Annotated in this window: 27 protein-coding genes; 19 read left to right on the top strand and 8 right to left on the bottom strand. The window is 62.6% G+C overall.

Annotated features, from left to right (window positions below):
• Nucleotides 1-9 precede the first annotated feature (9 nt).
• Nucleotides 10-1,563, bottom strand: coding sequence for a DHA2 family efflux MFS transporter permease subunit (locus PG879_RS11750; RefSeq protein ID WP_042881900.1), 1,554 nt, complete (start codon nucleotides 1,561-1,563; stop codon nucleotides 10-12).
• On the bottom strand, nucleotides 1,563-2,615 hold the full coding sequence (locus PG879_RS11745; RefSeq protein WP_270830227.1) for an HlyD family secretion protein: 1,053 nt from the start codon (nucleotides 2,613-2,615) through the stop codon (nucleotides 1,563-1,565). Before PG879_RS11745 ends, PG879_RS11750 begins: the two co-directional genes overlap by 1 nt.
• A 97-nt stretch (nucleotides 2,616-2,712) precedes the next feature.
• Here PG879_RS11745 and PG879_RS11740 point away from each other — a divergent pair, with 97 nt between their 5' ends.
• The gene (locus PG879_RS11740; RefSeq protein ID WP_010672586.1) at nucleotides 2,713-3,615 is read left to right on the top strand and encodes a LysR family transcriptional regulator; all 903 of its coding nucleotides are present in this window, start codon (nucleotides 2,713-2,715) and stop codon (nucleotides 3,613-3,615) included.
• Nucleotides 3,616-3,776: 161 nt separating this feature from the next.
• Nucleotides 3,777-4,091 carry a putative signal transducing protein gene (locus tag PG879_RS11735; protein ID WP_010672587.1) on the top strand — a complete coding sequence of 105 codons (315 nt, stop codon included), beginning with the start codon at nucleotides 3,777-3,779 and terminating at the stop codon, nucleotides 4,089-4,091.
• A 15-nt stretch (nucleotides 4,092-4,106) separates the two neighbouring features.
• Here the strand turns inward: PG879_RS11735 and PG879_RS11730 are convergent, their stop codons facing one another.
• Nucleotides 4,107-5,390: a dicarboxylate/amino acid:cation symporter gene (locus PG879_RS11730; RefSeq protein ID WP_041214291.1), complete on the bottom strand. Its 1,284-nt coding sequence runs from the start codon at nucleotides 5,388-5,390 to the stop codon at nucleotides 4,107-4,109.
• 208 nt (nucleotides 5,391-5,598) lie between these two features.
• Between PG879_RS11730 and PG879_RS11725 the strand changes: the two genes are divergently transcribed.
• Complete coding sequence (locus PG879_RS11725) at nucleotides 5,599-5,844, top strand: YecH family metal-binding protein (RefSeq protein ID WP_039040405.1); 246 nt, start codon at nucleotides 5,599-5,601, stop codon at nucleotides 5,842-5,844.
• 101 nt (nucleotides 5,845-5,945) lie between these two features.
• A complete protein-coding gene (locus tag PG879_RS11720; protein ID WP_010672590.1) occupies nucleotides 5,946-6,545 on the top strand; it encodes a YhgN family NAAT transporter in 600 nt (199 codons plus the stop codon).
• A 60-nt stretch (nucleotides 6,546-6,605) separates the two neighbouring features.
• Here PG879_RS11720 and PG879_RS11715 read toward each other — a convergent pair whose 3' ends face one another.
• Nucleotides 6,606-7,583 carry a LysR substrate-binding domain-containing protein gene (locus PG879_RS11715; protein WP_010672591.1) on the bottom strand — a complete coding sequence of 326 codons (978 nt, stop codon included), beginning with the start codon at nucleotides 7,581-7,583 and terminating at the stop codon, nucleotides 6,606-6,608.
• Between the two features lie 292 nt (nucleotides 7,584-7,875).
• Here PG879_RS11715 and tatA point away from each other — a divergent pair, with 292 nt between their 5' ends.
• The 3 genes from tatA to PG879_RS11700 all read left to right on the top strand — a co-directional run bounded on the left by tatA (nucleotide 7,876) and on the right by PG879_RS11700 (nucleotide 9,991).
• Nucleotides 7,876-8,040, top strand: coding sequence for a twin-arginine translocase TatA/TatE family subunit (gene tatA, locus PG879_RS11710; RefSeq protein WP_010672592.1), 165 nt, complete (start codon nucleotides 7,876-7,878; stop codon nucleotides 8,038-8,040).
• 10 nt (nucleotides 8,041-8,050) lie between these two features.
• The gene (locus PG879_RS11705; protein ID WP_010672593.1) at nucleotides 8,051-8,353 is read left to right on the top strand and encodes a YfcZ/YiiS family protein; all 303 of its coding nucleotides are present in this window, start codon (nucleotides 8,051-8,053) and stop codon (nucleotides 8,351-8,353) included.
• A gap of 216 nt (nucleotides 8,354-8,569) precedes the next feature.
• Entirely contained in the window at nucleotides 8,570-9,991 is a 1,422-nt protein-coding gene (locus PG879_RS11700) for a lytic transglycosylase F (RefSeq protein WP_010672594.1), read from the top strand.
• Between the two features lie 5 nt (nucleotides 9,992-9,996).
• On the opposite strand, the gene PG879_RS11695 is transcribed toward PG879_RS11700, so the two are convergent.
• Nucleotides 9,997-10,158, bottom strand: a complete 162-nt coding sequence (locus PG879_RS11695) for a hypothetical protein (protein WP_270830226.1) — start codon at nucleotides 10,156-10,158, stop codon at nucleotides 9,997-9,999.
• 75 nt (nucleotides 10,159-10,233) lie between these two features.
• Between PG879_RS11695 and PG879_RS11690 the strand changes: the two genes are divergently transcribed.
• The gene (locus tag PG879_RS11690; protein WP_182935675.1) at nucleotides 10,234-11,487 is read left to right on the top strand and encodes a phospholipase D-like domain-containing protein; all 1,254 of its coding nucleotides are present in this window, start codon (nucleotides 10,234-10,236) and stop codon (nucleotides 11,485-11,487) included.
• 469 nt (nucleotides 11,488-11,956) lie between these two features.
• Here the strand turns inward: PG879_RS11690 and PG879_RS11685 are convergent, their stop codons facing one another.
• Complete coding sequence (locus PG879_RS11685; RefSeq protein ID WP_039040410.1) at nucleotides 11,957-13,075, bottom strand: fatty acid desaturase; 1,119 nt, start codon at nucleotides 13,073-13,075, stop codon at nucleotides 11,957-11,959.
• A 149-nt stretch (nucleotides 13,076-13,224) separates the two neighbouring features.
• Here PG879_RS11685 and fabR point away from each other — a divergent pair, with 149 nt between their 5' ends.
• Both fabR and PG879_RS11675 read left to right on the top strand, forming a co-directional pair.
• The gene (fabR, locus tag PG879_RS11680) at nucleotides 13,225-13,845 is read left to right on the top strand and encodes an HTH-type transcriptional repressor FabR (RefSeq protein ID WP_010672598.1); all 621 of its coding nucleotides are present in this window, start codon (nucleotides 13,225-13,227) and stop codon (nucleotides 13,843-13,845) included.
• Between the two features lie 19 nt (nucleotides 13,846-13,864).
• Nucleotides 13,865-14,230 (top strand): YijD family membrane protein, encoded by a 366-nt coding sequence (locus PG879_RS11675; protein ID WP_010672599.1) that lies wholly within the window; start codon nucleotides 13,865-13,867, stop codon nucleotides 14,228-14,230.
• Between the two features lie 33 nt (nucleotides 14,231-14,263).
• Here the strand turns inward: PG879_RS11675 and PG879_RS11670 are convergent, their stop codons facing one another.
• Entirely contained in the window at nucleotides 14,264-14,578 is a 315-nt protein-coding gene (locus tag PG879_RS11670; protein WP_010672600.1) for a DUF1145 domain-containing protein, read from the bottom strand.
• Nucleotides 14,562-15,191, bottom strand: a complete 630-nt coding sequence (gene rsmD / locus PG879_RS11665; protein ID WP_039040411.1) for a 16S rRNA (guanine(966)-N(2))-methyltransferase RsmD — start codon at nucleotides 15,189-15,191, stop codon at nucleotides 14,562-14,564. The genes PG879_RS11670 and rsmD overlap by 17 nt, the downstream gene beginning before the upstream one ends.
• Before the next feature lie 110 nt (nucleotides 15,192-15,301).
• Here rsmD and ftsY point away from each other — a divergent pair, with 110 nt between their 5' ends.
• The 9 genes from ftsY to hutU all read left to right on the top strand — a co-directional run bounded on the left by ftsY (nucleotide 15,302) and on the right by hutU (nucleotide 25,841).
• Complete coding sequence (gene ftsY, locus PG879_RS11660; protein ID WP_270830224.1) at nucleotides 15,302-17,116, top strand: signal recognition particle-docking protein FtsY; 1,815 nt, start codon at nucleotides 15,302-15,304, stop codon at nucleotides 17,114-17,116.
• 222 nt (nucleotides 17,117-17,338) lie between these two features.
• Nucleotides 17,339-18,007, top strand: a complete 669-nt coding sequence (ftsE, locus tag PG879_RS11655; protein ID WP_010672603.1) for a cell division ATP-binding protein FtsE — start codon at nucleotides 17,339-17,341, stop codon at nucleotides 18,005-18,007.
• Complete coding sequence (ftsX, locus tag PG879_RS11650; RefSeq protein ID WP_029313524.1) at nucleotides 18,007-18,960, top strand: permease-like cell division protein FtsX; 954 nt, start codon at nucleotides 18,007-18,009, stop codon at nucleotides 18,958-18,960. The genes ftsE and ftsX overlap by 1 nt, the downstream gene beginning before the upstream one ends.
• Before the next feature lie 452 nt (nucleotides 18,961-19,412).
• The gene (gene rpoH / locus PG879_RS11645; RefSeq protein WP_029313526.1) at nucleotides 19,413-20,267 is read left to right on the top strand and encodes an RNA polymerase sigma factor RpoH; all 855 of its coding nucleotides are present in this window, start codon (nucleotides 19,413-19,415) and stop codon (nucleotides 20,265-20,267) included.
• 127 nt (nucleotides 20,268-20,394) lie between these two features.
• A complete protein-coding gene (gene can / locus PG879_RS11640) occupies nucleotides 20,395-21,054 on the top strand; it encodes a carbonate dehydratase (protein ID WP_010672606.1) in 660 nt (219 codons plus the stop codon).
• Between the two features lie 10 nt (nucleotides 21,055-21,064).
• The gene (hutC, locus tag PG879_RS11635) at nucleotides 21,065-21,769 is read left to right on the top strand and encodes a histidine utilization repressor (protein WP_041212197.1); all 705 of its coding nucleotides are present in this window, start codon (nucleotides 21,065-21,067) and stop codon (nucleotides 21,767-21,769) included.
• A gap of 156 nt (nucleotides 21,770-21,925) precedes the next feature.
• On the top strand, nucleotides 21,926-23,161 hold the full coding sequence (gene hutI, locus PG879_RS11630) for an imidazolonepropionase (RefSeq protein WP_270830223.1): 1,236 nt from the start codon (nucleotides 21,926-21,928) through the stop codon (nucleotides 23,159-23,161).
• On the top strand, nucleotides 23,154-24,092 hold the full coding sequence (gene hutG / locus PG879_RS11625) for a formimidoylglutamase (RefSeq protein ID WP_270830222.1): 939 nt from the start codon (nucleotides 23,154-23,156) through the stop codon (nucleotides 24,090-24,092). The genes hutI and hutG overlap by 8 nt, the downstream gene beginning before the upstream one ends.
• A gap of 45 nt (nucleotides 24,093-24,137) precedes the next feature.
• Entirely contained in the window at nucleotides 24,138-25,841 is a 1,704-nt protein-coding gene (gene hutU / locus PG879_RS11620; protein WP_270830221.1) for a urocanate hydratase, read from the top strand.
• The last annotated feature ends 1 nt before the right edge of the window (nucleotide 25,842 follow it).

Raw genomic sequence — 25,842 nt, 5'->3', positions numbered from 1 at the left:
CCCCACCTTTCACGCCTCGACCGGTTCTGCGTCAGGGGCCCTCGGGGCCGGCTGCTTGAGCAGCAGCATCAGGGCGCTGGCGACGAGCAGGAAGATACCCATCACGTAGAACACCTGGTTGTAGGCCATGATGGCCGCCTCGCGGCTGATGGTGTTCGACAGCATGGCCCGGGCCTGCAACTGGGCCTGCTCCGGCCCGGCTCCCTGGGCCATCATGTTCTGGGCCAGCTGCATCAGATAGGCCTGCCCCTCGATGCTGGTGGCGGCCAGGGTGCTGCCGATCTGGCTGACATGAGTCCGGGTGTCGTTGTCGATCAGGGTGGCGATGATGGCGATGCCGAAGGCGCCCCCCAGGTTGCGCAGCACGTTGAGCAGGGTCGAGGAGGAGGGGATCTCGTCCGGCGTCAGGCTGGCGGTCGCCACCAGGGAGAGGGGCACCATGATGAAGGGCTGCCCCAGGGCCCGCACGATGAGGGACTGGATCAGCTGGGGCCCGGCGTAGTCGGCATTCATGTTCACGTTCATGAAGCAGCTGATGGCGAAGACCAGAAAGCCGAAGCTCACCAGATAGCGCGGATCTATCTTGTGGGTCAGCTTGGGCACCAGGGGGAGCACCAGCAACTGGGGTAACCCCATCCACATCAGCACCTCACCGATTTCCAGGGCGTTGTAGTTGTGGATCTGGGTCATGTAGAGGGGCAGCACATAGATGGAGCCCATCAACCCCATGCCGAGCACCAGGTAGGCGAAGCAGGCCAGGGCGAAGCGCGGGTTGTGCAGCAGCCGCAGGTTGACCAGGGGGTGGCGGCGCAGCAACTGGCTGATGACGAAGAACACCAGGGCCACCACCGAGATGACGGTGAGCCGCACGATGAAGCTCGAGCCGAACCAGTCTTCCCGGTTGCCCTCTTCCAGTACCACCTCCAGGAGGCCGAGACCCACCGCCATGGTGAGGATACCGATGAGATCCACCCGCTTGATCACCTCCCAGTCCACCGGCTTCCTGTCCAGCCCGTGGGCCAGCATGGCCATCACCAGCAGGCCGGGCGGCACGTTCAGATAGAAGATGTAGTGCCAGGACATCTGCTCCGTCAGCCAGCCCCCCAGGGTCGGGCCGATGGCGGGGGCGAAGGTGGCGCACAGGCCGAACAGCGCCATGCCGGTGGCTCGCTTGTGCAGCGGCAGCAGGCTGACGATGAGGGAGAAGGCCATGGGGATCAGGGCCCCGCCGGTAAAGCCCTGCAGCGCCCGAAAGACGATCATGCTGGTGAGGTTCCAGCTGAACGAGCAGAGCACGGAGGCGACGATGAAGGCGCCCGTGGTCCACAGCAGGTAGCGCCGCACGCTCAGTCCCCGGCTCAGCCAGCCGCTCAGCGGTATGGCGATCATCTCCGCCACCAGATAGGAGGTGGAGATCCAGGAGCTCTCGCTCAGGGTGGCCGAGAGTGCCCCCTGAATGTCTTTCAGGGAGGCGTTGGTGATCTGGATGTCGAGGATGGCCATGAAGGCGCCGATGAGGCCCCCCATGACCGCGATCCAGTTGCGGCGTGGTATGGCGTCCATCAGTGGGCGGCCACCACGGGATCAGGGGTGCGGGTGTCGACGATCACCTCGGTGGAGAGGCCGGGCAGCAGCTTGCCCGCCAGGGCGCCCGGATCCGGGATGCGGATCTTGACCGGTACCCGCTGCACGATTTTGGTGAAGTTGCCGGTGGCGTTCTCCGGCGGCAGCAGGGCGAACTTGGCGCCGGTGGCCGGAGAGAGGCTGTCGATGATCCCCTCGACCGGTTGATCCGGATAGGCATCCAGGGTCACCTCCACCTTCTGGCCCGGCTGCATGTGCTGCAACTGGGTCTCTTTGAAGTTGGCCTCGACCCACACCTGGCTCAGGGGCACCAGGCTGGCCACCTGCATACCGGACTGGACGTAGAGCCCTTCCCGCAGGCTGCGCTTGCCGATGATGCCGTCAGCCGGGGCTCGCAGCTCGGTGTAGCCGAGTTCCAGCCTGGCTTGTTCAAGCTGGGCCTCGCTCAAAGCCAGCCTGGCCTGGTTCTGCTTGGCTTCGGCATCCAGCACCAGCAGCCGCTCGCGGGCGGCCTGCAAGGCTGCCTTGGCCTCCAGTGCCTGGGCCTGGTTGACCTGCAAGCCGGCACGCACCTCGTCCAGGCTGTCCTGGGAGCTGTAGTGACGCTCATTGAGCTGGCTGACCCGGCGCACCTGCTGCTGGGCCCGGACCTGCTCGGCATTGGCCGAGCTGACTTTTGCCTCGGCCTGGCGGATGAGGCTCAACTGCTGGATACGGGTGGCGGCGAGGTTATCCGCCGTCGCCTGGTTGAGGTGCAGATCGGCCTCGGCCTCCGCCACCTTGGTCCTGTATTCGCGGTCGTCGAGCCGGGCGATGAGCTGGCCGGCCTTCACCGCCTGGTTGTCGGTCACCAGCACTTCGCTGATGTAGCCGGAGAGCTTGGAACCGATGCCGGTCACCTCGCTTTGCAGGTAGGCGTTGTCGGTGCTCTCGAAGTAGCGGCCATGCAGATACCAGTAACCGGCAAACAGCAGGCCGAGCAGGGCCAGCACCAGGGCGGCCAGCAGGGGGATCTTCTTGTGTTGACTCATGATATGGGTTTTCCTGAACTGTGGCGGGCAGGCTAACATCGTGCAACTGTTTCGATTAGTATCCATTCATGAGATATACAGTTTCACTGGTGAAACAATGGACCTGAATGCTGCCTTAATCCTCGTTCGTATTGTCGACAAGGGCTCCTTTACCGCCGCTGCCCAGGAGCTGGGCATGACCAAGGCGACGGTGAGCCGCCGCATCGCCGAGCTGGAGCAGCGTCTCGGCGCGCGGCTGCTCTATCGCTCCACCCGGCAGCTCACCCTGACGGAAGCCGGTGAACAATATTATCTACGCTGCAGCAAGGCAGTGGAGGAGCTGGCCCAGGCCGAGCTGATGCTCAGTGCCAGCCAGCAGGAGGTGACAGGGACCCTCAAGCTGGCGGTGCCCATCGAGACGGGACAGCTGGTGGTGGGCAGGCTGGTGGCGAACTTCCTGCAAGCCTATCCGGGCATGAAGGTGGAGCTGGAGCTGACCAACCGCATCGTGGATCCCATCAGCGAGGGGCTGGATGCCATCGTGCGGGTCGGCGACATGAGCGACTCCAACCTGGCGGCGCGGCGTCTCTGGAGCACCGAGCGGCTGCTGTGTGCCAGCCCGGACTATCTGGCGCGCCACCCGGTGATCCAGAGGCCCGCCGATCTGGTGCATCACGAGCGGATCGCGGTCAGCACGGGGTTCCTCGCCTCGCACTGGTGTTTCGAGCTGGATGATCGTGAAGTGCTGGTGGATCCCCCGTCCCGCTTCCAGGTCAACAACATCACCTGTGCCAGGGAGGCGGCGAAGGCGGGGCTGGGGCTGGCTTCCCTGCCCGCCATGCTGTGCCATGATGAGCTGGCGAACGGGACGCTGGTCTCCTTGCTGCCGGAGTGGCAGCAACCCAGGGTGCCCATCTACCTGCTGTTTCCCGAGCGGCGCCTGATGCCGCGCAAGCTGAGGGCATTCATCGATTTTCTGGTGGCCAACGGCCCGGCTTACGGTATCGACAAGCTGCTGTGAAGAGCCCGATGCGGCGATGATTGAACTGGCAAGGGTTTCGAGGACAACGTATGGCGCGGTGGATGAATCTGTATCGGGCATCTCGCTCCCGGAAGATGCTCGCCCTGGAATGATGGTAGTGCTGGTGATGACGGCACTGGCAAGGGTTTCGAGGACAACGTATGGATCAGTGGATTAACTTGTATCGCGCCTCTCACTCCCTGGAGGCGCATGCCCTGAAAGGGGCCTTGGAGGTAGAGGGAGTCAGGGTGCGCCTCAGCGGCGAAGGACTCTCCGGCGCGCTCGGGGAGCTGCCGGTGGATCTGCTGCAAGTGACCCTGATGGTGAACGAGCGGGATCGTCAGCGGGCGGGCCGGATCATCGAGCGCTACCAGCAGCGCCAGGGCAACGGCTGGCTGTGCGGCCAGTGCGGGGAGGAGAACGGTGCCAACTTCGATATCTGCTGGCGCTGCCATCACGATCCCCAGGATCATTGAACGCCCCTCGCGCCCTCAGCGCAGGGTGAAGTCGATGTCATCCCCCGCATGGGCATCGTGGTAGGTAGCGAGATCCAGCTCCTTCTCGCTGCGGGCGATGAGCACGGAGACCAGGATGTCGCCGGAGACGTTGACCGTGGTGCGCGCCATGTCGAGGATCCGGTCTATGCCGGCGATGAGCGCCACCCCTTCCAGCGGCAGTCCCACGGCAGTGAGGGTCAGGGTCAGCAGCATCAGCCCGGTACCGGGTGTGCCCGCCGTGCCTATGCTGGCCAGCGTGACGATGCTGATGATGGTCAGGTAGTCCACCAGATGCAGATCCACCCCGAAGGCCTGGGCCACGAACAGGGCGGTGACTCCCTGATAGAGGGCGGTGCCATCCATGTTGATGGTGGCGCCGATGGGCAGCACCTTGGCGGTGATGGCGGGGGAGACCCCGAGCCTGCGTTCGGCGCAGGCCAGGCTGATGGGCAGGGTGCTGCTGCTTGAACTGCTGGTGAAGGCCACCGCCTGGGCATCGACGATGCTCTTGAAGTAGTGCAACGGGTTGAGGCGCGCCATCAGGAGCAGCAGGCTGCTGTAGACGCCAAGCACGTGGAGCAGGCAGCCGAGGTAGACGGCGCCGATCACCTTGAGCAGCGGCAACAGCAGGCTGACGCCGTACTTGCCGGTCATCCAGGCCATCAGGGCGCAGACGCCATAGGGGGCCAGGGCCATCACCATCTGGGTCAGCTTGAACATTCCCTCTGCCAGGGAGGTAAAGAACAGGATGGCGGGGCGGCCGCGTCGTCCGGTGGCGTTGAGGGCGAGAGCGAGGGCCACGGCGAACACGATTACCTGCAATATCTTGCCATCGCCCATGGCCTGCACCGGGTTGCGCGGCACCAGGTGGCTCAGCACGCTGGCTAGGGTGGGTTGCTGCGCCATGGCGCCCCGTTCATAAGGACCCATATTGGCGCCCATGCCCGGCTCCAGCAGCCAGCCCATCATCAGGCCGATGCAGATGGCGACGGCGGTGGAGCAGAGATAGAAGCCGATAGCCTTGCCGGCGATGCGGTCGAGCCGCTTGCCCTTGAGCAGGGCGGTGAGGCCTGCCAGGACGGAACAGAAGATGAGGGGCACCATCAGCATCTGGATGGTGTTGACGAACAGGACGCCGATGGGCTTGAGCAGCAGGGCCTGCTCGCTGAAGCAGAGCCCCAGACCTATCCCGGTCAGCATGCCGAGCAGGGTCTTCAACCAGAGCGGGCGACGGGTCCAGATCCGCCAGGGTTTGAAGACCAATCCATGGAACAGCATGACGCCAATGTCCTTATTTTCTGTCTGCGGTGGCAAAAAGGGGCGACAGTGTAGCCATCCCCCCGTCAGGTTGCCACATTATCGACAAAGCGGCGCTCACGACCAGCCTGCTGGCGTTAAAAAAGGCGTTTTGTTGGCCTATATCAAGAACCCTCTCCGGGCTTCGGGCTTTAATTGTCATCTGACATGATTATTAAAGAGGTTCGAGATGTCCCAATCGATACACGGTCACGAAGTGATGGAGATGATGCTGGAGCAGGAGAGTCCGTTTACCCGGGCCAGCCTCAGGGCGGCGATCGCCTCGCGCTTCGGTGCCGAGGCCCGGTTCCACACCTGCAGCGCCAGCGAGATGGACGCTGACGCCCTGATCGACTTCCTGGCCAGGCGCGGCAAGTTCATCGACTCGGAGTCAGGGTTCCAGACCCGCGCTGACAAGATCTGCAACCACGGATGATCGCCAGTGGCGAGCGCGGTGGGGCGCTCGCCGAATCCCGCCACCTTTGTTATATTTCGCCCTCCTTCCCCTCTTGTTGAAAGGTTCTGCCCGGGCGCTCTATGGACACATTCTCCGCTGCCGTCATGCTGTTTCTGATCATGGATCCGCTGGGCAACCTGCCGGTCTTCCTCTCCATCCTGCGCCATGTCGACCCCAAGCGTCGACGCAAGGTAATGCTGCGGGAGCTGTTGTTTTCACTGGTGATCATGATGGGCTTCCTGTTCGCCGGTCAGCAGATCCTGAGCTTCCTCAACCTGCGTCAGGAGGCGGTCAGCATCGCGGGGGGCATCATCCTCTTCCTCATCGCCATCAAGATGATCTTCCCGAGCCCCGGTGGCGTGACCGGGCTGGCGGCGGGGGAGGAGCCCTTCCTGGTGCCCATGGCCATCCCCATGATTGCAGGCCCCTCCATCCTGGCTTCCCTGCTGCTTCTGGCCAACCAGGAGCCGACCCGGATGGTGGACTGGTCATTGGCCCTGCTGATGGCCTGGGGGGCCAGCGCCGTGATCCTGATGTTCTACGAGCTGTTCAACAAGCTGCTGGGTGAGCGAGGACTCACCGCGGTGGAGCGGCTGATGGGCATGCTGCTGGTGATGATCTCGGTGCAGATGCTGCTGGACGGGGTACACCACTATCTGGCGGTGACGGGTCAGAACTGACGGGGCGAATGCTGATGTCAACGTGAAACGGGGCTTCTTGAGCCCCGTTTTTTTTGCGCGTCAGGCGGCAGCGGCCGGGCCGTCCGCCGAGGTTTCCAGCTTGCCCATGATGAGAGCGAGCAGGGTCTCCCGCAGCCAGCGATGGCCCGGATCCTCCTCGTGGCGCTGATGCCAGATGAGCAGGTGAGAGATGCTGTCCAGGGCGATGGGCAGCGGCAGCGGCACCAGGGGATAGACCTGGGTCGCGTGGCGGGCATAGAGCCGGGAGAGGGTCACTATCATGTCCGAGTGCATGCCCATGCGCAGGGCCGCCTCGAAGGAGGGCACGGTCGCCTCGATCCGGCGATAGAGATCCTGCTCCGCCAGCTTGTGATCCAGCATCCAGCGATCCCGCCCCTCGCAGTAGGTCTGCACGTGGGGGTAGGCGAGGTAACGGGCGAGATCCCACTCGGGCTCCTGCAAGGCAGGGTGATCCCGCTGCACCAGGCAGGTGAGATCGTCGATGGTGAGCAACCGCTGGCAGATGGCGTTGGGCAGGGTGTCGAGGCGAAAATCCGAATTGATGCAGTTCTCCCGCACCGTGAAGGCGATATCCACCTGGCCCTGGCTCATCTCGGTCAGGCTGTGCTCGGTCCACTCCTCGTAGCGCAGGCGGATGCCAGGAGCCTGACGCTTCAGTTCGCTCAGGTAGAGGGGGGCAAACAGGGTGAAGGCGCTGTCCATGCTGGCAATGACGAACTCCCGCTCCGTGCTGGCGGGATCGAAGTCCGGCGGCTGGATCAGGTTGTCCAGGGAGAGCAGTATGGGTTGTAGCTGCTGCTGGAGATCCAGGGCGCGGGGAGTGGGATCCATCCCGTAGGCCGAGCGCACGAATAGGGGATCGTCAAAGGTCTCCCGCAACCGTCCGAGGGCCTTGCTGACGGCGGACTGGCTCAGGTGCAAACGGCGTGCAGCCCGGCTGCCGTTGCGCTCTTCCAGCAAGACTTGCAGGATTATCAACAAATTAAGGTCTATGCGTGCAAGCTGTTCCAGCAACATGATATGAATCCTCTTCAATTCCTAGATGAATATATACCATTTGTTTTCATATCTTGGCGATCCTATGCTCGACGGGTCTCTCGCCCTGGTGGCGGCTGGTACAGGATGTAGCGGTTGAGGGGACAAGTAGCACCGACTCATACGGCGGCCCATGGTCGCCGTATTTTTTTGCGCCTCGTCGCCGTTTTTGCGCGATTTTTTCACCAACTTGCACCTGCCTTGATTTTGCCCAACAATCGATACGCTTTCTTTTGATACAACCTCCAGGTATCTAACAGTCAGGAGTCTCCCTATGGGACTGGGTGGCATTCATATCTGGCATCTGCTGATCCTGCTCGTGGTCGTCGTCGTGGTGTTTGGCAGCAAACGCTTGGCTGGCGCCGGTGAGGATCTGGGCACTGCCATCAGGGATTTTCGCAACGCCTTGCGCGACGATGACAATATCCGGAATAAGTAGGAGTGAACGTATGTCTGTAGACGAGAAAGTGGAACTGAACGAGACCTGTGACAGTTGCGGCTGTTTCGCCGAAATTGGCACCATCATCGGTGAAGGTGACGACGTCATGGAGCTGGTGATCGAGGCCGCTGCAGAAGCCGACGCCCGCGAGAAATTTGCAGCTTACGAGGCGCTGGCCAAGCAGGTCACTGCCGAAGCCAAAAGCAGCAGCGAGCTGAGCCGGGGCCCGGATGGCGTGATCCTGAAGGCCCGCCTGCAATTCACCTGCACCGCCGAGAAGCTGATCTTCGAGATGCGCGCCCGCTCCCTCTGAGATCGTGATGACACGGCAGGCTTGCCTGCCGTCTTGCTCTGCCCCTCGCTTTTTCCCTCCCTTTGCGTTGTATAGTGAGTTATCCCACGGACGATCCGTTTTCCGTCCGGCATGCGCCGATCGGCAGAAGATCCCGCGACGCCCCATGACTTGGCGCAGGCGCCTTCTGCGACAGACCCGACGGTGCGCACCGGCCCACAGCGAGGTGGTTAAATCATGATGCGGCGATGGATCTGGGCCCTGCTGGCTCTCTGCTCTCTCCCTCTGCTGGCGGCGGATCTCAAGCCGCAGTTGCTGCCCCAGGCCGGTGATCTCGAACACATCCTGCAAAAAAAAGAGCTCAGGGCCCTGGTGGTCTATGAGCGGGGGTTTTTCTTTTTCGACAAGGGAGCCCAGTACGGCATCCTGGTCAATCAGCTTCAGGGATTCGAGCGCTGGTTGAACCAGACCTACCTGGCCAAGGAGAAGCTCAAGCTCAAGATCATTTATATCCCGGTGCGCCAGGACAAGCTGCTGGACTATCTGGCCGAGGGGCGCGGGGATCTGGTGGCCGCCAACCTGACGGTCACCCCCACCCGGCGCGAGCAGGTGACCTTCTCCCAGCCGCTGATCGCCCCCATCGAGGAGTGGGTGGTGAGCCAGCGGGAGCTCCCTGCCTTCAATCGCATCACCCAGCTGTCCGGCCGGCGGATCTGGGTGCGAGCCAGCTCCAGTTATTTCGAGAGCCTGCACCAGCTCAACTGGCTGTTTCGGGAGCTGGGGTTGCCCCCGGTCTACATCGAGACGGTTCCCGAATACCTGCAGGACGGGGACCTGCTGGAGATGGTGTCAGCCGGGATCATTCCGCTGACGGTCACCGACAGCTTCAAGGGGCGGATCTGGCTCGACATGATTGGCGGTCTCAAGGCCCACAGGCTGATACCGCTGCGGGACAAGGGGCGCAGCGCCTGGGCCCTGCGCAACAACAGCCCGGAGCTGCTCAAGGCGGTGAACGCCTACATCTCGGAGTCGAGCAAGCGGACCCTCTACAGTGACATGACATTGCGCCGCCTGCTGGCGCAAAGCGACCGCATGAGCAACATACTGGCGCCGGACCCGCTGGGGCGCCTGTCGACCATTCGCAAGGTACTGGAGGCCCAGGCGGACAAGTATCAGCTGGACTGGCTGATGCTGGCCGCGCTGGCTTACAAGGAGTCGGGGCTCAATCCCAATGTCGGCTCTCACCGGGGGGCCGTCGGCATCATGCAACTGCTGCCGAGTACCGGCAAGGAGGTGGGGATCCGCGGTGCCAGACTCACCAGTCTGGAGGGCAATGTGGAGGCGGCCTGTCGCTACATGCGACTCATCCTGGACACCTACTTCAACGATCCCGGGATGGACAGACTCAATCGCCATCTGTTCGCCCTGGCCGCCTACAATGCGGGTCCGAACCGGGTCCAGGCATTGCAGGCCAAGGCGGCCGACAAGGGGCTGGATCCGAACGTCTGGTTCGGCAACGTGGAGCAGCTGGTGGCCAACGACGTGGGCCAGGGGCCCATCAACTACGTTGGCACCATCTACAAATACTACGTGGCCTACCGTTTCAGCCTGCCCCAGCTGGAGGGCAAGTCAGAGGCCATCGAGGCGGTGCAGCCCTGAGCCTGTCAATGCTGGCCGGGGAGGAGAGCCTCGTGATGCTGTGCAAGGGGCTCCCAGCCCAGATCCCGGTGCTGCTGGTACCAGGGCATCAACAGCCTGGCCGGGGTGGGATCCGGTTGGCTGGCATGGGGTCTCTGACTGAGGGAGGGGTGGTCGCGCAGTTCCATCATCGGCTCCTTGACACTGGGCTATCGGGGCGGTTGTCTGGGTTATGCCACCACCAGATGACAGGGAGATGACCCTTGATCCCCGCCGAGTTTGCCTTGCTCGCCGATCCCGGCGCCGCCCTCAAGGCCCGATGCCAGTTGATCCGCCAGGCCCGCCACCGGATCCTCGCCCAGTATTACAGCTGGGAAGAGGACGGCAGCGGCAAGCTGCTGCTGGCGGAGCTGGTGCGGGCGGCCCGGCGCGGAGTGGTAGTGCAACTGCTCATCGACGATCTCTACGGCGGGGAGAACCGCTTTCTGGAGGCGGTGGCGGCGGAACCGGGCATCGAGGTGCGCCTGTTCAACCCCTTCTGGCTGCGGGGCTGGCGTCCCCTTACCTTGCTGCTGGAAGGGGTGCTGAGCTTTCGCCGCATCAACCACCGGATGCACAACAAGCTGCTGCTGGTGGATGGCAGCCAGGCGGTGATCGGCGGGCGCAACATCGGTGATCGTTACTTCGGGCTGGGGATGCCGCCTCACTTCATCGACCTGGATCTGGTCTGCCGCGGCCCCCTCTGTCAGCAGGCCGAGCAAGGGTTCGCGCTGTTCTGGCACAGTCGCTGGAGTCACCCGGTCCGTCGCCTGTTGAGACGCCCCTTGCTGCCAGCCGAAACCCGGGCCCTGAACGACTTCCTGCTGACCCTGACCGACCCCGCCATGGCGGCCGCCTATGATCTGCCGGCCACTCTGTTTGATGAGTGCCCCGTTCCCCTTTGCTGGCATCCCGGGCGAGGGCAGTGCTGGTTCGATCGCCCCGGCAAGGGGCTGGTCGCCCGGCCGACCACGGCGCCCCTGCTGGGACGCATGCTGGCGAGCAATCAGGGGGCCCTGAGGTTGGTGAGCCCTTACCTGATCCTGACTCGGGGGCTGCGTCGCCGGCTCAAGGGGCAGCGACGGCAGGGGGTCGACATCGAGATCCTGACCAACTCCCTGGCCAGCACGGACGTGCCCCTGGTCTATGGCGCCTATCGACGTCACCGTCCCTGGCTCGAGCGTCAGGGGATCACCCTGTTCGAGCTGACGACGGAGGCGTTCAGTCTGCATGCCAAGCTGATCCTGATGGGGAAGGAGGAGGCGCTGCTCGGCAGTTTCAACCTGGATCCCCGCTCCCTGATGCTCAACACCGAGCTGATGCTGCACCTCCATAGCCCGACGCTGTGCGACGAGTTGCAGCAACTCATCGATGGCTGGTTGCAGCAGGCCGTGCACCCGGTGGTGGCGTCCCCCTCTGCATGGCGGCGCCTGCTGGCGCAATTGAGCGATTGGTTACCTTTGCATCGTTGGTTGTGAGTGGGATCCGCCTTGTGCGAGATCTCGCAAAGCCTTGTGCGCCTTCGAGGATAACGTTTGCCATCCAAAGACGGGACTGGATTGTATAGTATTGTTTTTAATCGATTTATATTAAGAGTGCAGTAACAATCCAGGGGCCTCGACTGCATAGAGGTGCGTGTAGAACGGTTTTTTATTTTATTTAACTGCGTAGTATCTCGAGTGCAAGGACAAACACGGCGGCTGGTCTGCCGTGTGGGTGACGGCAACAGGGGAAATGGGCCAACCGGATTGCTCCGGCAGGCGAGGCGGATCGGGAGCGGAAACCCGTGATGCCAGACAGACCCCCGTGGTTGCGGGAGCCCAATATGGAACATGCTATTTGCGAGGGGGTGACATGCGAATGTTGCCCCATTTTTTTATGCCCGCCGTCCACTTGTTCAATAAAAAAGACCGCCTGCTGTCGGTCTTTTGCGTGATGTCTCGGCGATCAGGCGAGGCCCGCCAGCAGACGACTCCAGTTGCGCTTGGCAACGAGGAAACCGTCTCGCAACGTGCGGTACTCCAGTTGCAGCCTGAGCCTGTCGTAGCGTGCGAGGGCTGTGCGCTTGCGCTGCTCCAGCAGTGACTTGCGGCTGGCATAGTAGTGCTGGATCTGCAGGCTCAGCTTGTCGTACTCCTCCTGCAGCAGTGCCTGCCAGCGTTCCCTGTCATCCTGCTTGTGCACTCTGGCCTGGGCGCGCTTGAGCTGCATCTCCAGCCTGGCCTGTTCGATGCGTTCCTCCGGGCAGGATCTCAGGTCTTTGGCGAGCCCGCACCAGGCGGCTGTGCGGATCAGCCACTTGGTGGGATCGAACTGCCACCACTGAATACCGTTGCGGTAGTCGTTCTCGAACAGGTGATGGAAGTTGTGATAGCCCTCGCCAAAGGTGAAGAAGGCCAGGATGCCGTTGTCCCGGGCGCTGTTGCGATCCGTGAACGGCTGGCTGCCCCAGATGTGGGCCAGGGAGTTGATGAAGAAGGTGGTGTGATGGGTCATCACCATGCGCAGCACCCCGGCCAGCAGCATCATGCCGAGCAGATCCCCGTGCAGGAGGCCGAGCAGCAGCGGAATGCCGATGTTGGTGACCAGAGCCAGGGCCAGATAGTGCCTGTGCTGGAAGGCGACTACGGGGTTGTTTTGCAGGTCGCGCACATTGCTGTAGTCGTGGTAGGTATCGCGCTGGTATTCCCGCAGCATCCAGCCGATGTGGGAGTACCAGAAGCCGCGACCCGCACTGTAGGGATCCTTCTGGTTGTCATCCACGTGGCGGTGGTGGCGGCGATGATCCGAGGACCAGTGCAGCGCCGAGTTCTGCAGGGCGAGCGCGCCTCCGATGGCGAAGATCCATTGCAAGGCCGGGTGCGCCTTGTAGGCCTTGTGGGACCAGAGCCTGTGGTAGCCGGCGGTGATGGAGATGCCGCAATAGCAGAACAGCAGCAGGAAGCAGAGCCACTGCCAGAGGTCGTAGCCCTGGCTCAGTCCATACCAGGGGACCGCTATCAGTGCCGTCAGCCCGGAGAGGGCGAACAGCAGGGTGTTGGTCATGATGATCGGGGGGCGGTCCATTTCACTCGGCTCCTTTCAGCGAACAGCTGTTCACTATTCTCCATTGAGCCGGAATGCGGGTCAATGGTAAAAAAGTCGGAGACAAACCTGATCCCGGCCCCGCCTTCGGGTTATCATCTGGCCTCGCTAATCTCAAGGTGACTGTTTTCGTGGGTATTCGCGCGCAACAAAAAGAAAAAACCCGGCGTACGCTGATCGAGGCGGCGTTCAGTCAACTCTGCGCCAACCGCAGTTTCTCCAACCTCAGCCTGCGGGAAGTGGCCAGAGAGGCGGGCATAGCGCCGACCTCCTTCTATCGCCACTTTCGGGACATGGAAGAGCTGGGGCTGACGCTGGTGGACGAGGGAGGGCTGACCCTGCGCCAACTGATGCGCCAGGCGCGCCAGCGCATTGCCGGTGGTGGCAGCGTCATCAGCACCTCGGTGCAGACCTTCATGGAATTCGTCGAAAACAACCCGAACATCTTCCGGCTGCTGCTGCGCGAGCGCTCCGGCACCTCGGCTGCATTCCGTCAGGCGGTGGCCCGGGAGATCCAGCACTTCATCGCCGAGCTGACCGATTATCTGGAAGCCACCACGCAGGCGCCACGGGAAGAGGCCTATATCCAGGCCGAGGCCATGGTGACCATCGTCTTCAGCGCCGGTGCAGACGCCCTCGACATGACTCCGGAAGAGTGCAAGGCACTGTCGGAGCGCACCATCAGCCAGTTGCGGATGATCGCCATGGGCGCCGAGGTGCAGAACCGCAAGCGCCACGAATCTCTCACATAACGCAAGGATGGACAGCCTCATGCATGAACCGAACGCGATTCCGAAGAAGCCCCTGGTGCTGGCCCTGCTGATCGGTATCTGTGGCGATGCCTTCCTGTCGGCCTTGACGGAGTCGGTCGTCCCCTTCTCCTTCTACCCCCTCATCGCCCTGTTGCTGGCGGCCAGCCAGCTCTATCAGCACTATCGCCATGAGCCCATGGTGGGCAACACACCCAGCTGCATCCTGCTCTGCTTCTTTATCGGCGTGTTCGGCCATTCTGCCCTGGTCAAGGTGCAGTACCCCGAGCTTGGCAGCAACTTCTTCTCCCTCATTGCCATGCTGCTGCTGCTCGCCGCTCTCTCCATCAAGCTGGGAATCAGCCTCGGAAAAACGCAAAAGGAGTGACGAATCACTCCTTCTGGTCGGGCCGGGGGTGGCCTAGTCGGCCCTGGGGGGAGTCTCTCCCTTCTTCCTGGCGTCTATGATGGCCTGCAGCTTGGTGCGGATATCCATCATGCCGAACACCCCGAAGATCAGCACCTGGGTGAATTCGAGACGAGTGACCGCGAAGTAGGGTTTGCAGGCCGCCTTGATCATGCTGGCCTGTACCCAGTGCATCAATATCACGATGACGCCGCACACCGGCAGAAAGCCGTTCAGTTTGCCCGGCAGGGTGCCCAGCAGGGCGAGTGCCACACCGAACCAGAAGAACAGCAGCACCCCCATCGCCAACAGATTAAACACCCGCTTCATCGTTTACCTCCCGTACATAGAGTTGATAGCAGACCTGACCAGCCTGCTTGTCCTTGAGTAGTGTCCAGCTGGCGGGCAACGTCAGATCGGCCATCTCTTTTTCCCGCTCCAGATAGATGAGGGCATCGGATGCCAGCCAGCCGCGCTGCTCGAGCAGCTCGCACACCTGGGGCAGCAGCTCGCGACGAAACGGTGGGTCCAGAAAGACCAGGTCGAAGGGCGTGGCCGGGCCTTGCAGCCAGCTCACGGCATCGGCCTGGATCACCTGCCCCTGGCTGCTGCCCAGGGTCGTCAGGTTCTTCTTGAGCTGGTCGGCGGCGCCTCTGTCCATCTCGATCAGGGTGACCTGTTCGGCATAGCGGGACAAGGCTTCCAGCCCCAGCCCGCCGCTGCCGGCGAACAGATCCAGGCAGCGGGTACCGCGCACGTGGGGAGCCAGCCAGTTGAAGATGGTCTCCTTGACGCGATCCGTGGTGGGTCTGAGCCCTTCTACATCCCTGACGGGGAGTTTGCGCCCCTTCCATTGGCCGCTGATGATTCGTACCACGCCCGCTCGCCCCTGGGGGGCCGGGCTCTTGCTCGGGCTGTTACGGCTGGATTTCACTCTGGGCATCGCGTTTCGTCGTCAGAAAATAAAGTGATAGTATAAGGCGGTTCATTTTTATGCCGACCCGCCGAGGGACGGCTATCTTAGCAGTCAGCCTTTGATGTGAGTATTTTTAGATGGCAAAAGGTTTGTTTTCCTGGCTGGGTTTCGGCCGCAAGAAAGAAGAGGCTGAGGCCGTTCCATCGCAGGCGCCCGACGCTACCCTGGCGGTAGTCGAGTCGGAGGCCGCCGCTGTTCCCGCGCCTGTCGCCGATGTTGCCCCGGCTGATGCCCCCGCCGCCAAGCCCGAAGCGCCGCTGAGCGGCCCTGACGAAGGCCCCCTGGTTGTGGAAGAGCCGGAGGGCGAGCTTGAGCCCGTCATCGTCAATGAGGCCTTGATCGCCACCGAAGCTCAGGTCGCAGACGAAGCCATTGTTGCCGCCGAAGCTCGCGCTGCGGAAGAGGCTCGTGTTGCCGCCGAAGCTCGCGCTGCGGAAGAGGCTCGTGTTGCCGCCGAAGCCCGCGCCGCAGAAGAGGCCCGTATTGCCGCCGAGGCTCGCGCTGCAGAAGAGGCCCGTGTTGCCGCCGAAGCTCGCGCTGCGGAAGAGGCTCGTGTTGCCGCCGAAGCCCGAGCCGCAGAAGAGGTCCGTGTTGCCGCCGAAGCTCGCGCTGCGGAAGAGGCTCGTGTTGCCGCCGAGGCTCGCGCTGCAGAAGAAGCCCGTATTGCCGCCGAGGCTCGCGCTGCAGAAGAGGCTCGCATCGCTGCCGAAGCCCGCGCTGCGGAAGAGGCTCGCATCGCTGCCGAAGCCCGTGCCGCGGAAGAAGCCCGTATTGCCGCCGAGGCCCGTGCTGCGGAAGAGGCTCGTGTTGCCGCCGAAGCTCAGGCTGCCGAGGAAGCCCGTGTCGCCAAAGAGGCCCAACGAGCGGAAGATTTGCGTCTGGTCGCCGCGATGGAGGCTGAGGCCGCTGCCCTGGCCGCTCTGCCACTGGCCGCCAAGGTGGACGACGACACTCAGGAGAAGCCGCAGCGGGAGGGCTTCTTTGCCCGCCTCAAACGCAGCCTGGTGCGTACCAGGGAGAATATCGGCTCCGGTTTCTTCGGCCTGTTCAGCGGCAAGAAGATCGATGACGATCTGTTCGAAGAGCTGGAGACCCAGCTGCTGACCGCCGATCTTGGCGTCGACACCACCACCCGCATCATCGAGGGGCTGGTACAGCACGCGGACCGCAAGCAGCTCAAGGATGCCGAGGCGCTCTACGGTCTGCTCAAACAGGATATGGGCGAGATGCTGGCCAAGGTCGAGCAGCCCCTGGTGATCGACACCAGCAAGAAGCCTTACGTCATCCTGATGGTCGGTGTGAACGGCGTCGGCAAGACCACCACCATCGGCAAGCTGGCCAAACAGTTCCAGGCCGAGGGCAAGAGCGTGATGCTGGCCGCTGGCGATACCTTCCGTGCCGCTGCGGTCGAGCAGCTGCAGGTGTGGGGTCAGCGCAACAACATTCCGGTGATTGCCCAGCACACCGGTGCCGACTCCGCCTCCGTCATCTATGACGCCATCGAGGCTGCCCGCTCCCGCGGGGCTGACGTGCTGATCGCCGATACCGCCGGCCGCCTGCAGAACAAGAGCAACCTGATGGAGGAGCTCAAGAAGGTGGTGCGGGTGATGAAAAAGCTGGACGATGCGGCGCCCCACGAGATCATGCTGACTCTGGACGCAGGCACCGGCCAGAACGCATTGAGCCAGGCCAAGCTGTTCAGCGAGGCGGTGGGCCTGACCGGCATCACCCTCACCAAGCTGGACGGCACTGCCAAGGGGGGGGTCATCTTCGCGGTGGCCGACAAGTTCCAGATCCCGATCCGCTACATCGGGGTGGGCGAGGGGATCGACGATCTGCGCCCGTTCGTCGCCAACGACTTCATCGAGGCGCTCTTCAGCCGCGAAGAATAAATCCGGCCGACATGAGTCGGCCCGGCCGTGACAAGCACGTGTTCCATACCCCGACTCCGGTCGGGGTATGTCACTATGAGAGCGCAGGTATGGCTCATCCGGGCAAGGATGACATGCGGCATGGTTGCGACCGGTGTTGTCATCCAGGTGTTGTGTCGGTACGGGGGAGTGAGCGCCCCATGCTTTATCCCGGTCGGGGTTTGTCAATCTCAGGGAACCGTTATGATTCGTTTTGACAAGGTCAGCAAGGTCTACAGTGGCGGTCATCAAGCGCTGCAAAAGGTCAGTTTTCACCTGCGCAAGGGGGAGATGGCCTTCCTGACCGGCCATTCGGGGGCGGGCAAGAGTACCCTCCTCAAGCTCATCAGCGTGATGGAACGGCCGACCGACGGCCGCGTCTTCTTCCACGGCGATGACGTCAGCCACATCCAGCGCAGTCAGATCCCCTACGTGCGCCGCCAGATCGGCATGATCTTCCAGGATCACCGCCTGTTGATGGATCGTACCGTGTTCGACAACGTCGCCCTGCCCCTGGTGATCGATGGCTACAGCCATGGGGACATCAACAAGCGGGTGGCGGCGGCGCTCGACAAGGTCGGGCTGCTCGGCAAGGAGCGCTACCAGCCGCGCATGCTCTCCGGCGGTGAGCAGCAGCGGGTCGGCATCGCCCGCGCCATCGTCAACAAGCCGCCCCTGCTGCTGGCGGACGAGCCGACCGGCAACCTGGATCCCCAGCTTTCCATGGACATCATGCGCCTGTTCGAGGAGTTCAACCGCTTCGGCGTCTCCGTGCTGATTGCCACTCACGATCTGGGGCTGATCGCCCGGATGCGCTACCGCACCCTGACCCTCAAGGCGGGTCGCATGTATTCGTCCGGGGAGGATCGCTGATGGCTATTGTTCGTCATAAACAGCCGCCGTTGCGTCGTTTGATGATGTATGGGGTGGATCACGTGCGCCAGGCCTTTGCCAGCCTGGGTGAGCTGTGGCGCAACCCGCTCGCCTCCCTGATGACCCTGGCGGTGCTTGGCGTGAGTCTGGCGCTGCCTTCCTGTTTCCACGTATTGCTGAAGAATGCCGAAGTGGTAGAGGGGAGCTGGCAGACCAGCTCCCAGATCTCCCTCTATCTGCGCAAGGATCTGCCGGAGCAGAGCATCCTCGACATGAAGCAGCGGATCCTGCTCTATCCGGAAGTGGAGTCCGTCACTTATATGAACCGTGACGAGGCGCTCAGGGAATTTCGGGAGATCTCCGGTTTCGGTGATGCCCTGGATTATCTGGACAGCAACCCGCTGCCGCCGGTGCTGAGCGTGATCCCGGATCCGCGCTGGCAGAATCCCGAAGGGGCCGCCGAGCTGCTCGCCAAGCTGGAGAACGAGCCCGGTATCGAGCAGGGCAAGCTGGATCTGCAGTGGTTGACCCGGTTGCAGGGGATCATGAACCTGCTGCGCCACACCATTACAGGTATCGCGGTGTTGCTGCTCTCCGCTGTGTTGCTGATCGTGGGCAACACCCTGCGCCTGAATATCCTGAACCAGCGTTCCGAGATTGAAGTGCTCAAGCTGGTGGGAGCGACCGATGCCTTCATCCACCGTCCCTTCCTCTATACGGGCATCTGGTTCGGGGTCATTGGCGGCATGCTGGCCTGGTGGCTGACCGAGGTGATGGTGATCTGGAGCGAGGGGGTGGTGAAGGAGCTGGCGGGGCTCTACAACAGCAACTTCCGTCTGGTGGGGATGGGGGCGTTCGACGGCTTCAATCTCATACTGCTGGGCGCCCTGCTGGGGTTGATCGCCTCCTGGTTCTCGGTGCACAGGCACATTCGCGACATAGAACCGTCCTGATTAATTTGTCAGCATTTTAAAGCGCTGGATTTTGCGAACTGGATCAAGTAAAAGAGTGGCCCGTTTCTGGCACGGGCCACTTTCTCAGAGTAATCTGAATGGTGTCTGCGCCGAGGATCATATGTGGATCCTCTGAACCTTTTGATTTATCAATGGTCTATTGACTGCAGCAGAATGAATACGGGTATGGCCCCTATGCCTTGCTCGTCTGACTTGGCAAGCATGTGAAGGTTGCGAGCTCCGCAACAATGGACTTAGCATGCTACTTTTCAGGGGTCCTTTACTGTGACCCCTTTTTTTTGACTGTTCATTTATGATTCATGCCGTCAGCCTAAGATAGGCCGGGTTCATGCTGGGGTGATGTATGATGCAGCACGCAGAATGATACCTGGTCGGTAGACACGTCTTCTCAGGGTGTTAGACTGATTCGATTGAAAAGTAAGAGGTAGAACATGGGAACTTCATTGCAACGCACTATGGCTCTGATTCCGCAAGGTAGTCTGGAAGGCTATATCCAGGCCGTCAACTCGATCCCTGTGCTGAGCGCAGAGGAAGAGCGCGAACTGGCGATGCGTCTGCAGCAGGATGGCGATCTCGAAGCTGCACGCCAGCTCGTTATGTCGCACCTGCGTTTTGTCGTTCACGTGGCCAAGAGCTACTCCGGCTATGGCCTGCCTCAGGCCGATCTGGTGCAGGAAGGCAACATCGGCCTGATGAAAGCCGTCAAACGCTTCGACCCGAGCGTGGGCGTGCGTCTGGTCTCCTTCGCCGTGCACTGGATCAAGGCCGAAATCCACGAATATGTGTTGCGCAACTGGCGCATGGTCAAGGTGGCGACCACCAAGGCCCAGCGCAAGCTGTTCTTCAACCTGCGCAAGTCCAAGAAGCGTCTGGGCTGGCTGAACCACGAAGAGGTGCAGGCCGTGGCTGCCGACCTCGGAGTATCCGCTGCCGACGTCACCGAGATGGAAGCGCGCATGAGCAATTACGATCAGGCCTTCGATCTGGTCGGTGACGATGAAGACGAGGGTGGCTTCGCGCCGGTGCACTATCTGGAAGACAAATCTTCCGATCTCGCGGCGAACATCGAGAACGACAACTGGGACAGCCATGCCACCCGTCGCCTGAGTGCGGCCATGGCGACCCTGGACGAGCGCAGCCAGCACATCATCCGTGCCCGCTGGCTCGATGACGAGAGCAAGACCACCCTGCAGGAGCTGGCCGATACTTACGGCGTCTCGGCCGAGCGGGTGCGCCAGCTTGAGAAAAACGCGCTCAAGAAGCTGAAAGATGCCATGGATGCCTGACGGCCTCCTCCGGTAAGAAGCAGGGCCTGATGGCCCTGTTTTTGTTTTGCGGGGATCTGGTCGGCCTTGCCTTGGTTACCCTTGTGTATGGTATGTTGCCGCCACTGCCACAGTAGGGAGAGCAGAAGTGAAACTGTTGAACGACTTGTTTACCAACAACCGCGAGTGGGCGGAACGGATCAAGGCCGAGGATCCCAATTTCTTCGCTACCCTGTCCGCCCAGCAGGCCCCCGAGTACCTCTGGATCGGCTGTTCCGACAGCCGGGTTCCCGCCAACCAGCTGATGGGGCTCTTGCCGGGGGACGTCTTTGTCCACCGCAACGTCGCCAACCTGGTGGTGCACACCGACTTCAACTGCCTCTCGGTGCTGCAATACGCGGTGGAGGTGCTCAAGGTGAAGCACATCATCGTCTGCGGCCACTATGGCTGCGGTGGGGTCAAGGCTGCGATGCAGAACCAGGAGCTGGGTCTCATCGACAACTGGCTGCGCAACATCAAGGACGTCTACTTCAAATACGGCGAACAGCTCGAAGCCATCGAGGATGAGCACGAGCGCTTCGACTACCTGTGCGAGCTGAACGTGGCCGAGCAGGTCGCCAACGTCTGTCACACCACCATCATCCAGAATGCCTGGCGCAAGGGGCAGGAGCTGGCGGTGCACGGCTGGATCTACGGCATCAAGGATGGCCTGCTGCACGATCTCGATCTCTGCATCAGCGGCCCTGACCAGATCCCTGACGTCTATCGCGCCTGGCCGGACATGCGTCCACCCCACCGTCGTCGCTGAGGACCAGCCGGTGGCTCCTGCGCTCTACCTTCAGATAAAGCAGCACATCCTGGACGGGATCCGCGAACGCCACTATCAGGCGGGCGACCGGATCCCGACCGAGGCCGCCCTGTGCGAGCAGTTTGCCGTGAGTCGCATGACGGTGAACAAGGCGCTGCGTGAACTGGTGGCCGAAGGCTGGCTGGTGCGCACCGCCGGATCCGGCAGTTTCGTGGCCGACAGGCGCACCGAGTCGCCGCTCCTGGCGATTCGCAATATTGCAGACGAGATCGCCGAGCGGGGCAGCGAGTACAGCGCGCGGGTGATCCGGCTGCAACGTCAGGCCGCCGACGAGAAAGTGGCGGTGCGTCTGGGCCTGCGGGTCGGGGCGCCCACCTTTCACAGCCTTATCGTCCATCAGGCCGATGGGGAGCCGCTGCAACTGGAGGAGCGCTTCGTCGATGCCGAGCGACTGCCCGGCTATGGCGAGCAGGATTTCACCCAGCAGACGCCAAACAGCTATCTGATGGAGATCTGCCCCCTCTCCGAGATGGAGCACGTGGTAGAAGCCGTGTTGCCGAGTGCTGGTGAAGCCGGACTGCTGCAAGTGAGGGTCGACACCCCCTGCCTGCTGCTGCACCGGCGCACCTGGTCAGACGGCTGTCTGGTCTCCTATGCCAGATTGTTGTCGCCGGGTTCCCGCTACAAGCTGAGCTCCAAGACGCGCCTCGCATAATTGTATATACAGATTAAGCATTTAAAAGCCCACCTCTCGGTGGGCTTTTTTGTGCTTACACTCTAATAAAGCCGCTGTTATCAAGATGTGAACTTGATCCTTTCTTTCTTTTCAGAGATCGGCTATAAATTATTGTATATACATTTAGAGGTCGGTATGAACAAGGAACTGTTGAACTGCGAGCGGGTCTGGCTCAACGTGACACCCGCCACCCTGCGCCCCGATCTGGCGGACTACGGCCTGCTGGAGCCCCATGCCCTTGGCGTGCGGGATGGCAAGATCCACGCTCTGGTCCCCATGCAGGATCTCAAGGGCCCCTATGCCGCCTCCTGGCAGGACATGAAGGGGAAGCTGGTCACCCCCGGTCTTATCGATTGCCACACCCACCTCATCTTCGCCGGCAGCCGCGCCGAAGAGTTCGAACTTCGCCAGAAGGGAGTCCCCTATGCGGAGATTGCCCGCAAGGGGGGCGGCATCATCAGCACGGTGCGCGCCACCCGGGCAGCCAGCGAGGAGCGGCTCTATGAGCTGGCGTTGCCGCGGATCAAGTCCCTGATCCGGGAAGGGGTCACCACAGTCGAAATCAAGTCCGGCTACGGCCTCACCCTGGAAGACGAGCTCAAGATGTTGCGGGTGGCCCGTCGTCTGGGAGAGACGCAGCCCATCCGGGTCAAGACCACGCTGCTGGCGGCCCATGCGGTGCCGCCGGAGTATCGCGACGATCCCGACTCCTGGGTCGAGACCATCTGCCAGGAGATCATCCCGGCGGCGGCCGAGGCAGGTCTCGCGGATGCGGTGGATGTCTTCTGCGAACACATCGGCTTCTCCCTTGCCCAGACCGAGCAAGTCTATCTGGCGGCGGATCAGTACAACCTCGCGGTGAAAGGGCACATGGATCAGCTCTCCAACCTGGGGGGCAGCACGCTCGCCGCCCACTTCGGCGCCCTCTCGGTGGATCATCTGGAATATCTGGATCAGGATGGGATCCAGGCGTTGGCTCACCGTGGCGTGGTCGCCACCCTGCTGCCCACCGCTTTCTATTTCCTCAAGGAGACCAAGCTGCCCCCGATCGCCGCCTTGCGCAAGGCGGGGGTACCCATGGCTGTCTCCTCCGACATCAACCCGGGCACGGCTCCCATCGTCTCCCTGCGCATGGCCATGAACATGGCCTGCACCCTGTTTGGCCTGACCCCGGTGGAGGCCATGGCCGGGGTGACCCGCCACGCCGCCAGGGCGCTTGGCGAGCAGGAAGGGCTGGGGCAGCTCAAGGTCGGCATGCTGGCGGATTTCCTTGTCTGGAACTGCGGCCATCCGGCCGAGCTCAGCTACCTCATCGGTGTCGATCAGCTGGTGAGCCGTGTGGTCAACGGGGAGGAGACCCTTCATGGATAAGTTCAACGGGATCGACATGTCGGTCTGGCAGGGGCGTCAGGATCCCGAAGACGGCGAGCTGGCCCTGCGCTGGCACGATAGGGTGCAACCCTGGCAGGGGAATCGCGAACCCGGCGTGGTGCTGCTCGGCTTTGCCTGTGACGAAGGGGTGCGCCGCAACAAGGGGCGGGTCGGCGCGGCCGGTGCACCGCTGGCGGTGCGCAAGCTGCTGGCCAACACGGCCTGGCATCTGGGCGGCCCCGTCTATGACGGCGGGGATCTGGCCTGTGAGGACGGCGATCTTGACGCCGCCCACGGGCGCTTGGCCGAGCGGGTGGCGAGTGCACTGGATCAGGGACACTTCCCCCTGGTGCTGGGAGGCGGCCACGAGGTGGCGTTCGGTAGCTGGAGCGGCCTGAACCGTCATCTTGGCGGTGAAGGACGGGTCGGGATCATCAATTTCGACGCCCACTTCGATCTGCGCATGAAACAGGAGCAGGCGAGCTCGGGCACCCCCTTCTTCCAGATTGCCGAGCAGTGCGCCGCCCAGGGCACCCCCTTTCACTATGCCTGTCTCGGGGTGGCCGAAACCGCCAATACCGCGGCGCTCTTTGCCCGCGCCGAGGCGCTGGGAGTCTGGCACGTGCTGGACGAGGCGATGACGCCGACCGAGCTGCCAGCCTTGCTAGGCGGGCTGGATGCCTTCATCGCCCGTTGCGACCACCTCTATCTCACCATCGATCTCGACGTGCTGCCGGCGGCGGTGATGCCGGGAGTGAGCGCTCCCGCCGCTCGCGGCGTGGAGCTGGCGGTCATCGAACCGCTCATCGCCCATATCCGGGCCAGCGGCAAGCTCAGGCTCGCCGATCTGGCCGAGTACAACCCGAACCAGGATCAGGACAACCGCAGTGCCCGCGTGGCCGCGCGCCTGGTTCACCAGTTGACCAAGTAGTGGCGCACCGCGCCGCCTGACTGCATCGCTAAACAAGGAGTGTCTATGTCTGTACAACACCAGGATCCCCGCCACGATCCGAGCCGCGTGATCCGTGCTCCCCACGGCACCCAGCTGACCGCCAAGAGCTGGCTCACCGAAGCGCCACTGCGGATGCTGATGAACAATCTGGATCCGGATGTTGCCGAGCATCCCCAGTCCCTGGTGGTGTACGGCGGCATCGGCCGCGCCGCCCGCAACTGGGCCTGCTATGACAAGATCGTCGAGGTACTGACCCGGCTCGAGGACGATCAGACCCTGCTGGTGCAATCCGGCAAGCCGGTCGGGGTGTTCCAGACCCACAAGGATGCGCCGCGGGTGCTCATCGCCAACTCCAACCTGGTGCCCCACTGGGCCAACTGGGAGCACTTCAACGAGCTCGATAAAAAGGGTTTGATGATGTACGGCCAGATGACTGCTGGCTCCTGGATCTACATCGGCACCCAGGGCATCGTGCAGGGCACCTACGAGACCTTCTTCGCGGTGGCGAACCAGCACTTCAATGGCGAGCCCAAAGGCCGCTGGATCCTGACCGGGGGCCTGGGTGGCATGGGCGGTGCCCAGCCCCTTGCTGCCACCATGGCCGGTTTCTCCATGATCGCCGTGGAGTGCGACGAGACCCGTATCGATTTCCGTCTGCGTACCCGCTATGTCGACAAGAAGGCCCACAGCCTGGATGAGGCGCTGGCCATGATCGAGGAGGCCAAACGCAGCGGCACCGCCGTCTCCGTCGGCCTGCTCGGCAACGCCGCCGACGTCTTCGCCGAGCTGGTGGCTCGCGGCATCACGCCGGACGTGGTGACCGACCAGACCTCCGCCCATGACCCGGTACACGGCTACCTGCCCCAGGGCTGGAGTGTGGCCCAATGGCGCGATCTGCAAAAGAGCGCACCGGACGAGGTCAACGTGGCGGCTCGCCGCTCCATGGCCCGTCAGGTCGAAGCCATGCTGACCCTGCAATCCCGCGGCGCCGCCACGCTCGATTACGGCAACAACATCCGCCAGATGGCGCTGGAAGAGGGGGTCAAGAATGCCTTCGACTTCCCGGGCTTCGTGCCGGCCTACATCCGCCCGCTGTTCTGCGAGGGCATTGGCCCGTTCCGCTGGGTGGCGCTCTCCGGCGAGCCGGAAGACATCTACAAGACCGACCAGAAGGTAAAAGAGCTGATCCCGGACGATCCCCACCTGCACAACTGGCTCGACATGGCCCGCGAGCGCATCGCCTTCCAGGGCCTGCCGGCGCGGATCTGCTGGGTTGGCGTCAAGGATCGGGTGCGCCTGGGCCTGGCCTTCAATGAGATGGTGAAGAATGGCGAGCTGAAGGCTCCGGTCGTCATCGGCCGTGACCACCTTGACTCCGGCTCGGTGGCGAGCCCGAACCGCGAGACCGAATCCATGATGGATGGTTCCGACGCCGTTTCCGACTGGCCGCTGCTCAACGCCCTGCTCAACACCGCCGGCGGCGCGACCTGGGTTTCCCTGCACCACGGTGGCGGTGTGGGCATGGGCTTCTCCCAGCACTCCGGCGTGGTGATCGTCTGTGACGGCACCGACGATGCCGCCAAGCGGGTCGGCCGCGTGCTGCGCAACGACCCGGCCACCGGGGTGATGCGTCACGCCGACGCCGGCTACGAGATTGCCATCAACTGTGCCGTTGAGGCGAAACTGGATCTGCCGATGATAGACGCCACCGGCAAAGGGGTGAAATAAG

This window comes from Aeromonas sp. QDB63, assembly GCF_027707425.1.
GTDB lineage: Bacteria > Pseudomonadota > Gammaproteobacteria > Enterobacterales > Aeromonadaceae > Aeromonas > Aeromonas caviae.
Note: the sequence above shows the minus strand (reverse complement) of the source record. Positions and strands in the feature narration are given on the sequence as shown.

Bases quoted from the DNA above. Each gene is read 5' to 3' on its own strand.
- PG879_RS11750 (WP_042881900.1), bottom strand. From the start codon at position 1,563: ATGGACGCCATACCACGCCGCAACTGGATCGCGGTCATGGGGGGCCTC.
- PG879_RS11745 (WP_270830227.1), bottom strand. From the start codon at position 2,615: ATGAGTCAACACAAGAAGATCCCCCTGCTGGCCGCCCTGGTGCTGGCC.
- PG879_RS11740 (WP_010672586.1), top strand. From the start codon at position 2,713: ATGGACCTGAATGCTGCCTTAATCCTCGTTCGTATTGTCGACAAGGGC.
- PG879_RS11735 (WP_010672587.1), top strand. From the start codon at position 3,777: ATGGATCAGTGGATTAACTTGTATCGCGCCTCTCACTCCCTGGAGGCG.
- PG879_RS11730 (WP_041214291.1), bottom strand. From the start codon at position 5,390: ATGCTGTTCCATGGATTGGTCTTCAAACCCTGGCGGATCTGGACCCGT.
- PG879_RS11725 (WP_039040405.1), top strand. From the start codon at position 5,599: ATGTCCCAATCGATACACGGTCACGAAGTGATGGAGATGATGCTGGAG.
- PG879_RS11720 (WP_010672590.1), top strand. From the start codon at position 5,946: ATGGACACATTCTCCGCTGCCGTCATGCTGTTTCTGATCATGGATCCG.
- PG879_RS11715 (WP_010672591.1), bottom strand. From the start codon at position 7,583: ATGTTGCTGGAACAGCTTGCACGCATAGACCTTAATTTGTTGATAATC.
- tatA (WP_010672592.1), top strand. From the start codon at position 7,876: ATGGGACTGGGTGGCATTCATATCTGGCATCTGCTGATCCTGCTCGTG.
- PG879_RS11705 (WP_010672593.1), top strand. From the start codon at position 8,051: ATGTCTGTAGACGAGAAAGTGGAACTGAACGAGACCTGTGACAGTTGC.
- PG879_RS11700 (WP_010672594.1), top strand. From the start codon at position 8,570: ATGATGCGGCGATGGATCTGGGCCCTGCTGGCTCTCTGCTCTCTCCCT.
- PG879_RS11695 (WP_270830226.1), bottom strand. From the start codon at position 10,158: ATGGAACTGCGCGACCACCCCTCCCTCAGTCAGAGACCCCATGCCAGC.
- PG879_RS11685 (WP_039040410.1), bottom strand. From the start codon at position 13,075: ATGGACCGCCCCCCGATCATCATGACCAACACCCTGCTGTTCGCCCTC.
- PG879_RS11675 (WP_010672599.1), top strand. From the start codon at position 13,865: ATGCATGAACCGAACGCGATTCCGAAGAAGCCCCTGGTGCTGGCCCTG.
- PG879_RS11670 (WP_010672600.1), bottom strand. From the start codon at position 14,578: ATGAAGCGGGTGTTTAATCTGTTGGCGATGGGGGTGCTGCTGTTCTTC.
- rsmD (WP_039040411.1), bottom strand. From the start codon at position 15,191: ATGCCCAGAGTGAAATCCAGCCGTAACAGCCCGAGCAAGAGCCCGGCC.
- ftsY (WP_270830224.1), top strand. From the start codon at position 15,302: ATGGCAAAAGGTTTGTTTTCCTGGCTGGGTTTCGGCCGCAAGAAAGAA.
- ftsE (WP_010672603.1), top strand. From the start codon at position 17,339: ATGATTCGTTTTGACAAGGTCAGCAAGGTCTACAGTGGCGGTCATCAA.
- ftsX (WP_029313524.1), top strand. From the start codon at position 18,007: ATGGCTATTGTTCGTCATAAACAGCCGCCGTTGCGTCGTTTGATGATG.
- rpoH (WP_029313526.1), top strand. From the start codon at position 19,413: ATGGGAACTTCATTGCAACGCACTATGGCTCTGATTCCGCAAGGTAGT.
- hutI (WP_270830223.1), top strand. From the start codon at position 21,926: ATGAACAAGGAACTGTTGAACTGCGAGCGGGTCTGGCTCAACGTGACA.
- hutG (WP_270830222.1), top strand. From the start codon at position 23,154: ATGGATAAGTTCAACGGGATCGACATGTCGGTCTGGCAGGGGCGTCAG.
- hutU (WP_270830221.1), top strand. From the start codon at position 24,138: ATGTCTGTACAACACCAGGATCCCCGCCACGATCCGAGCCGCGTGATC.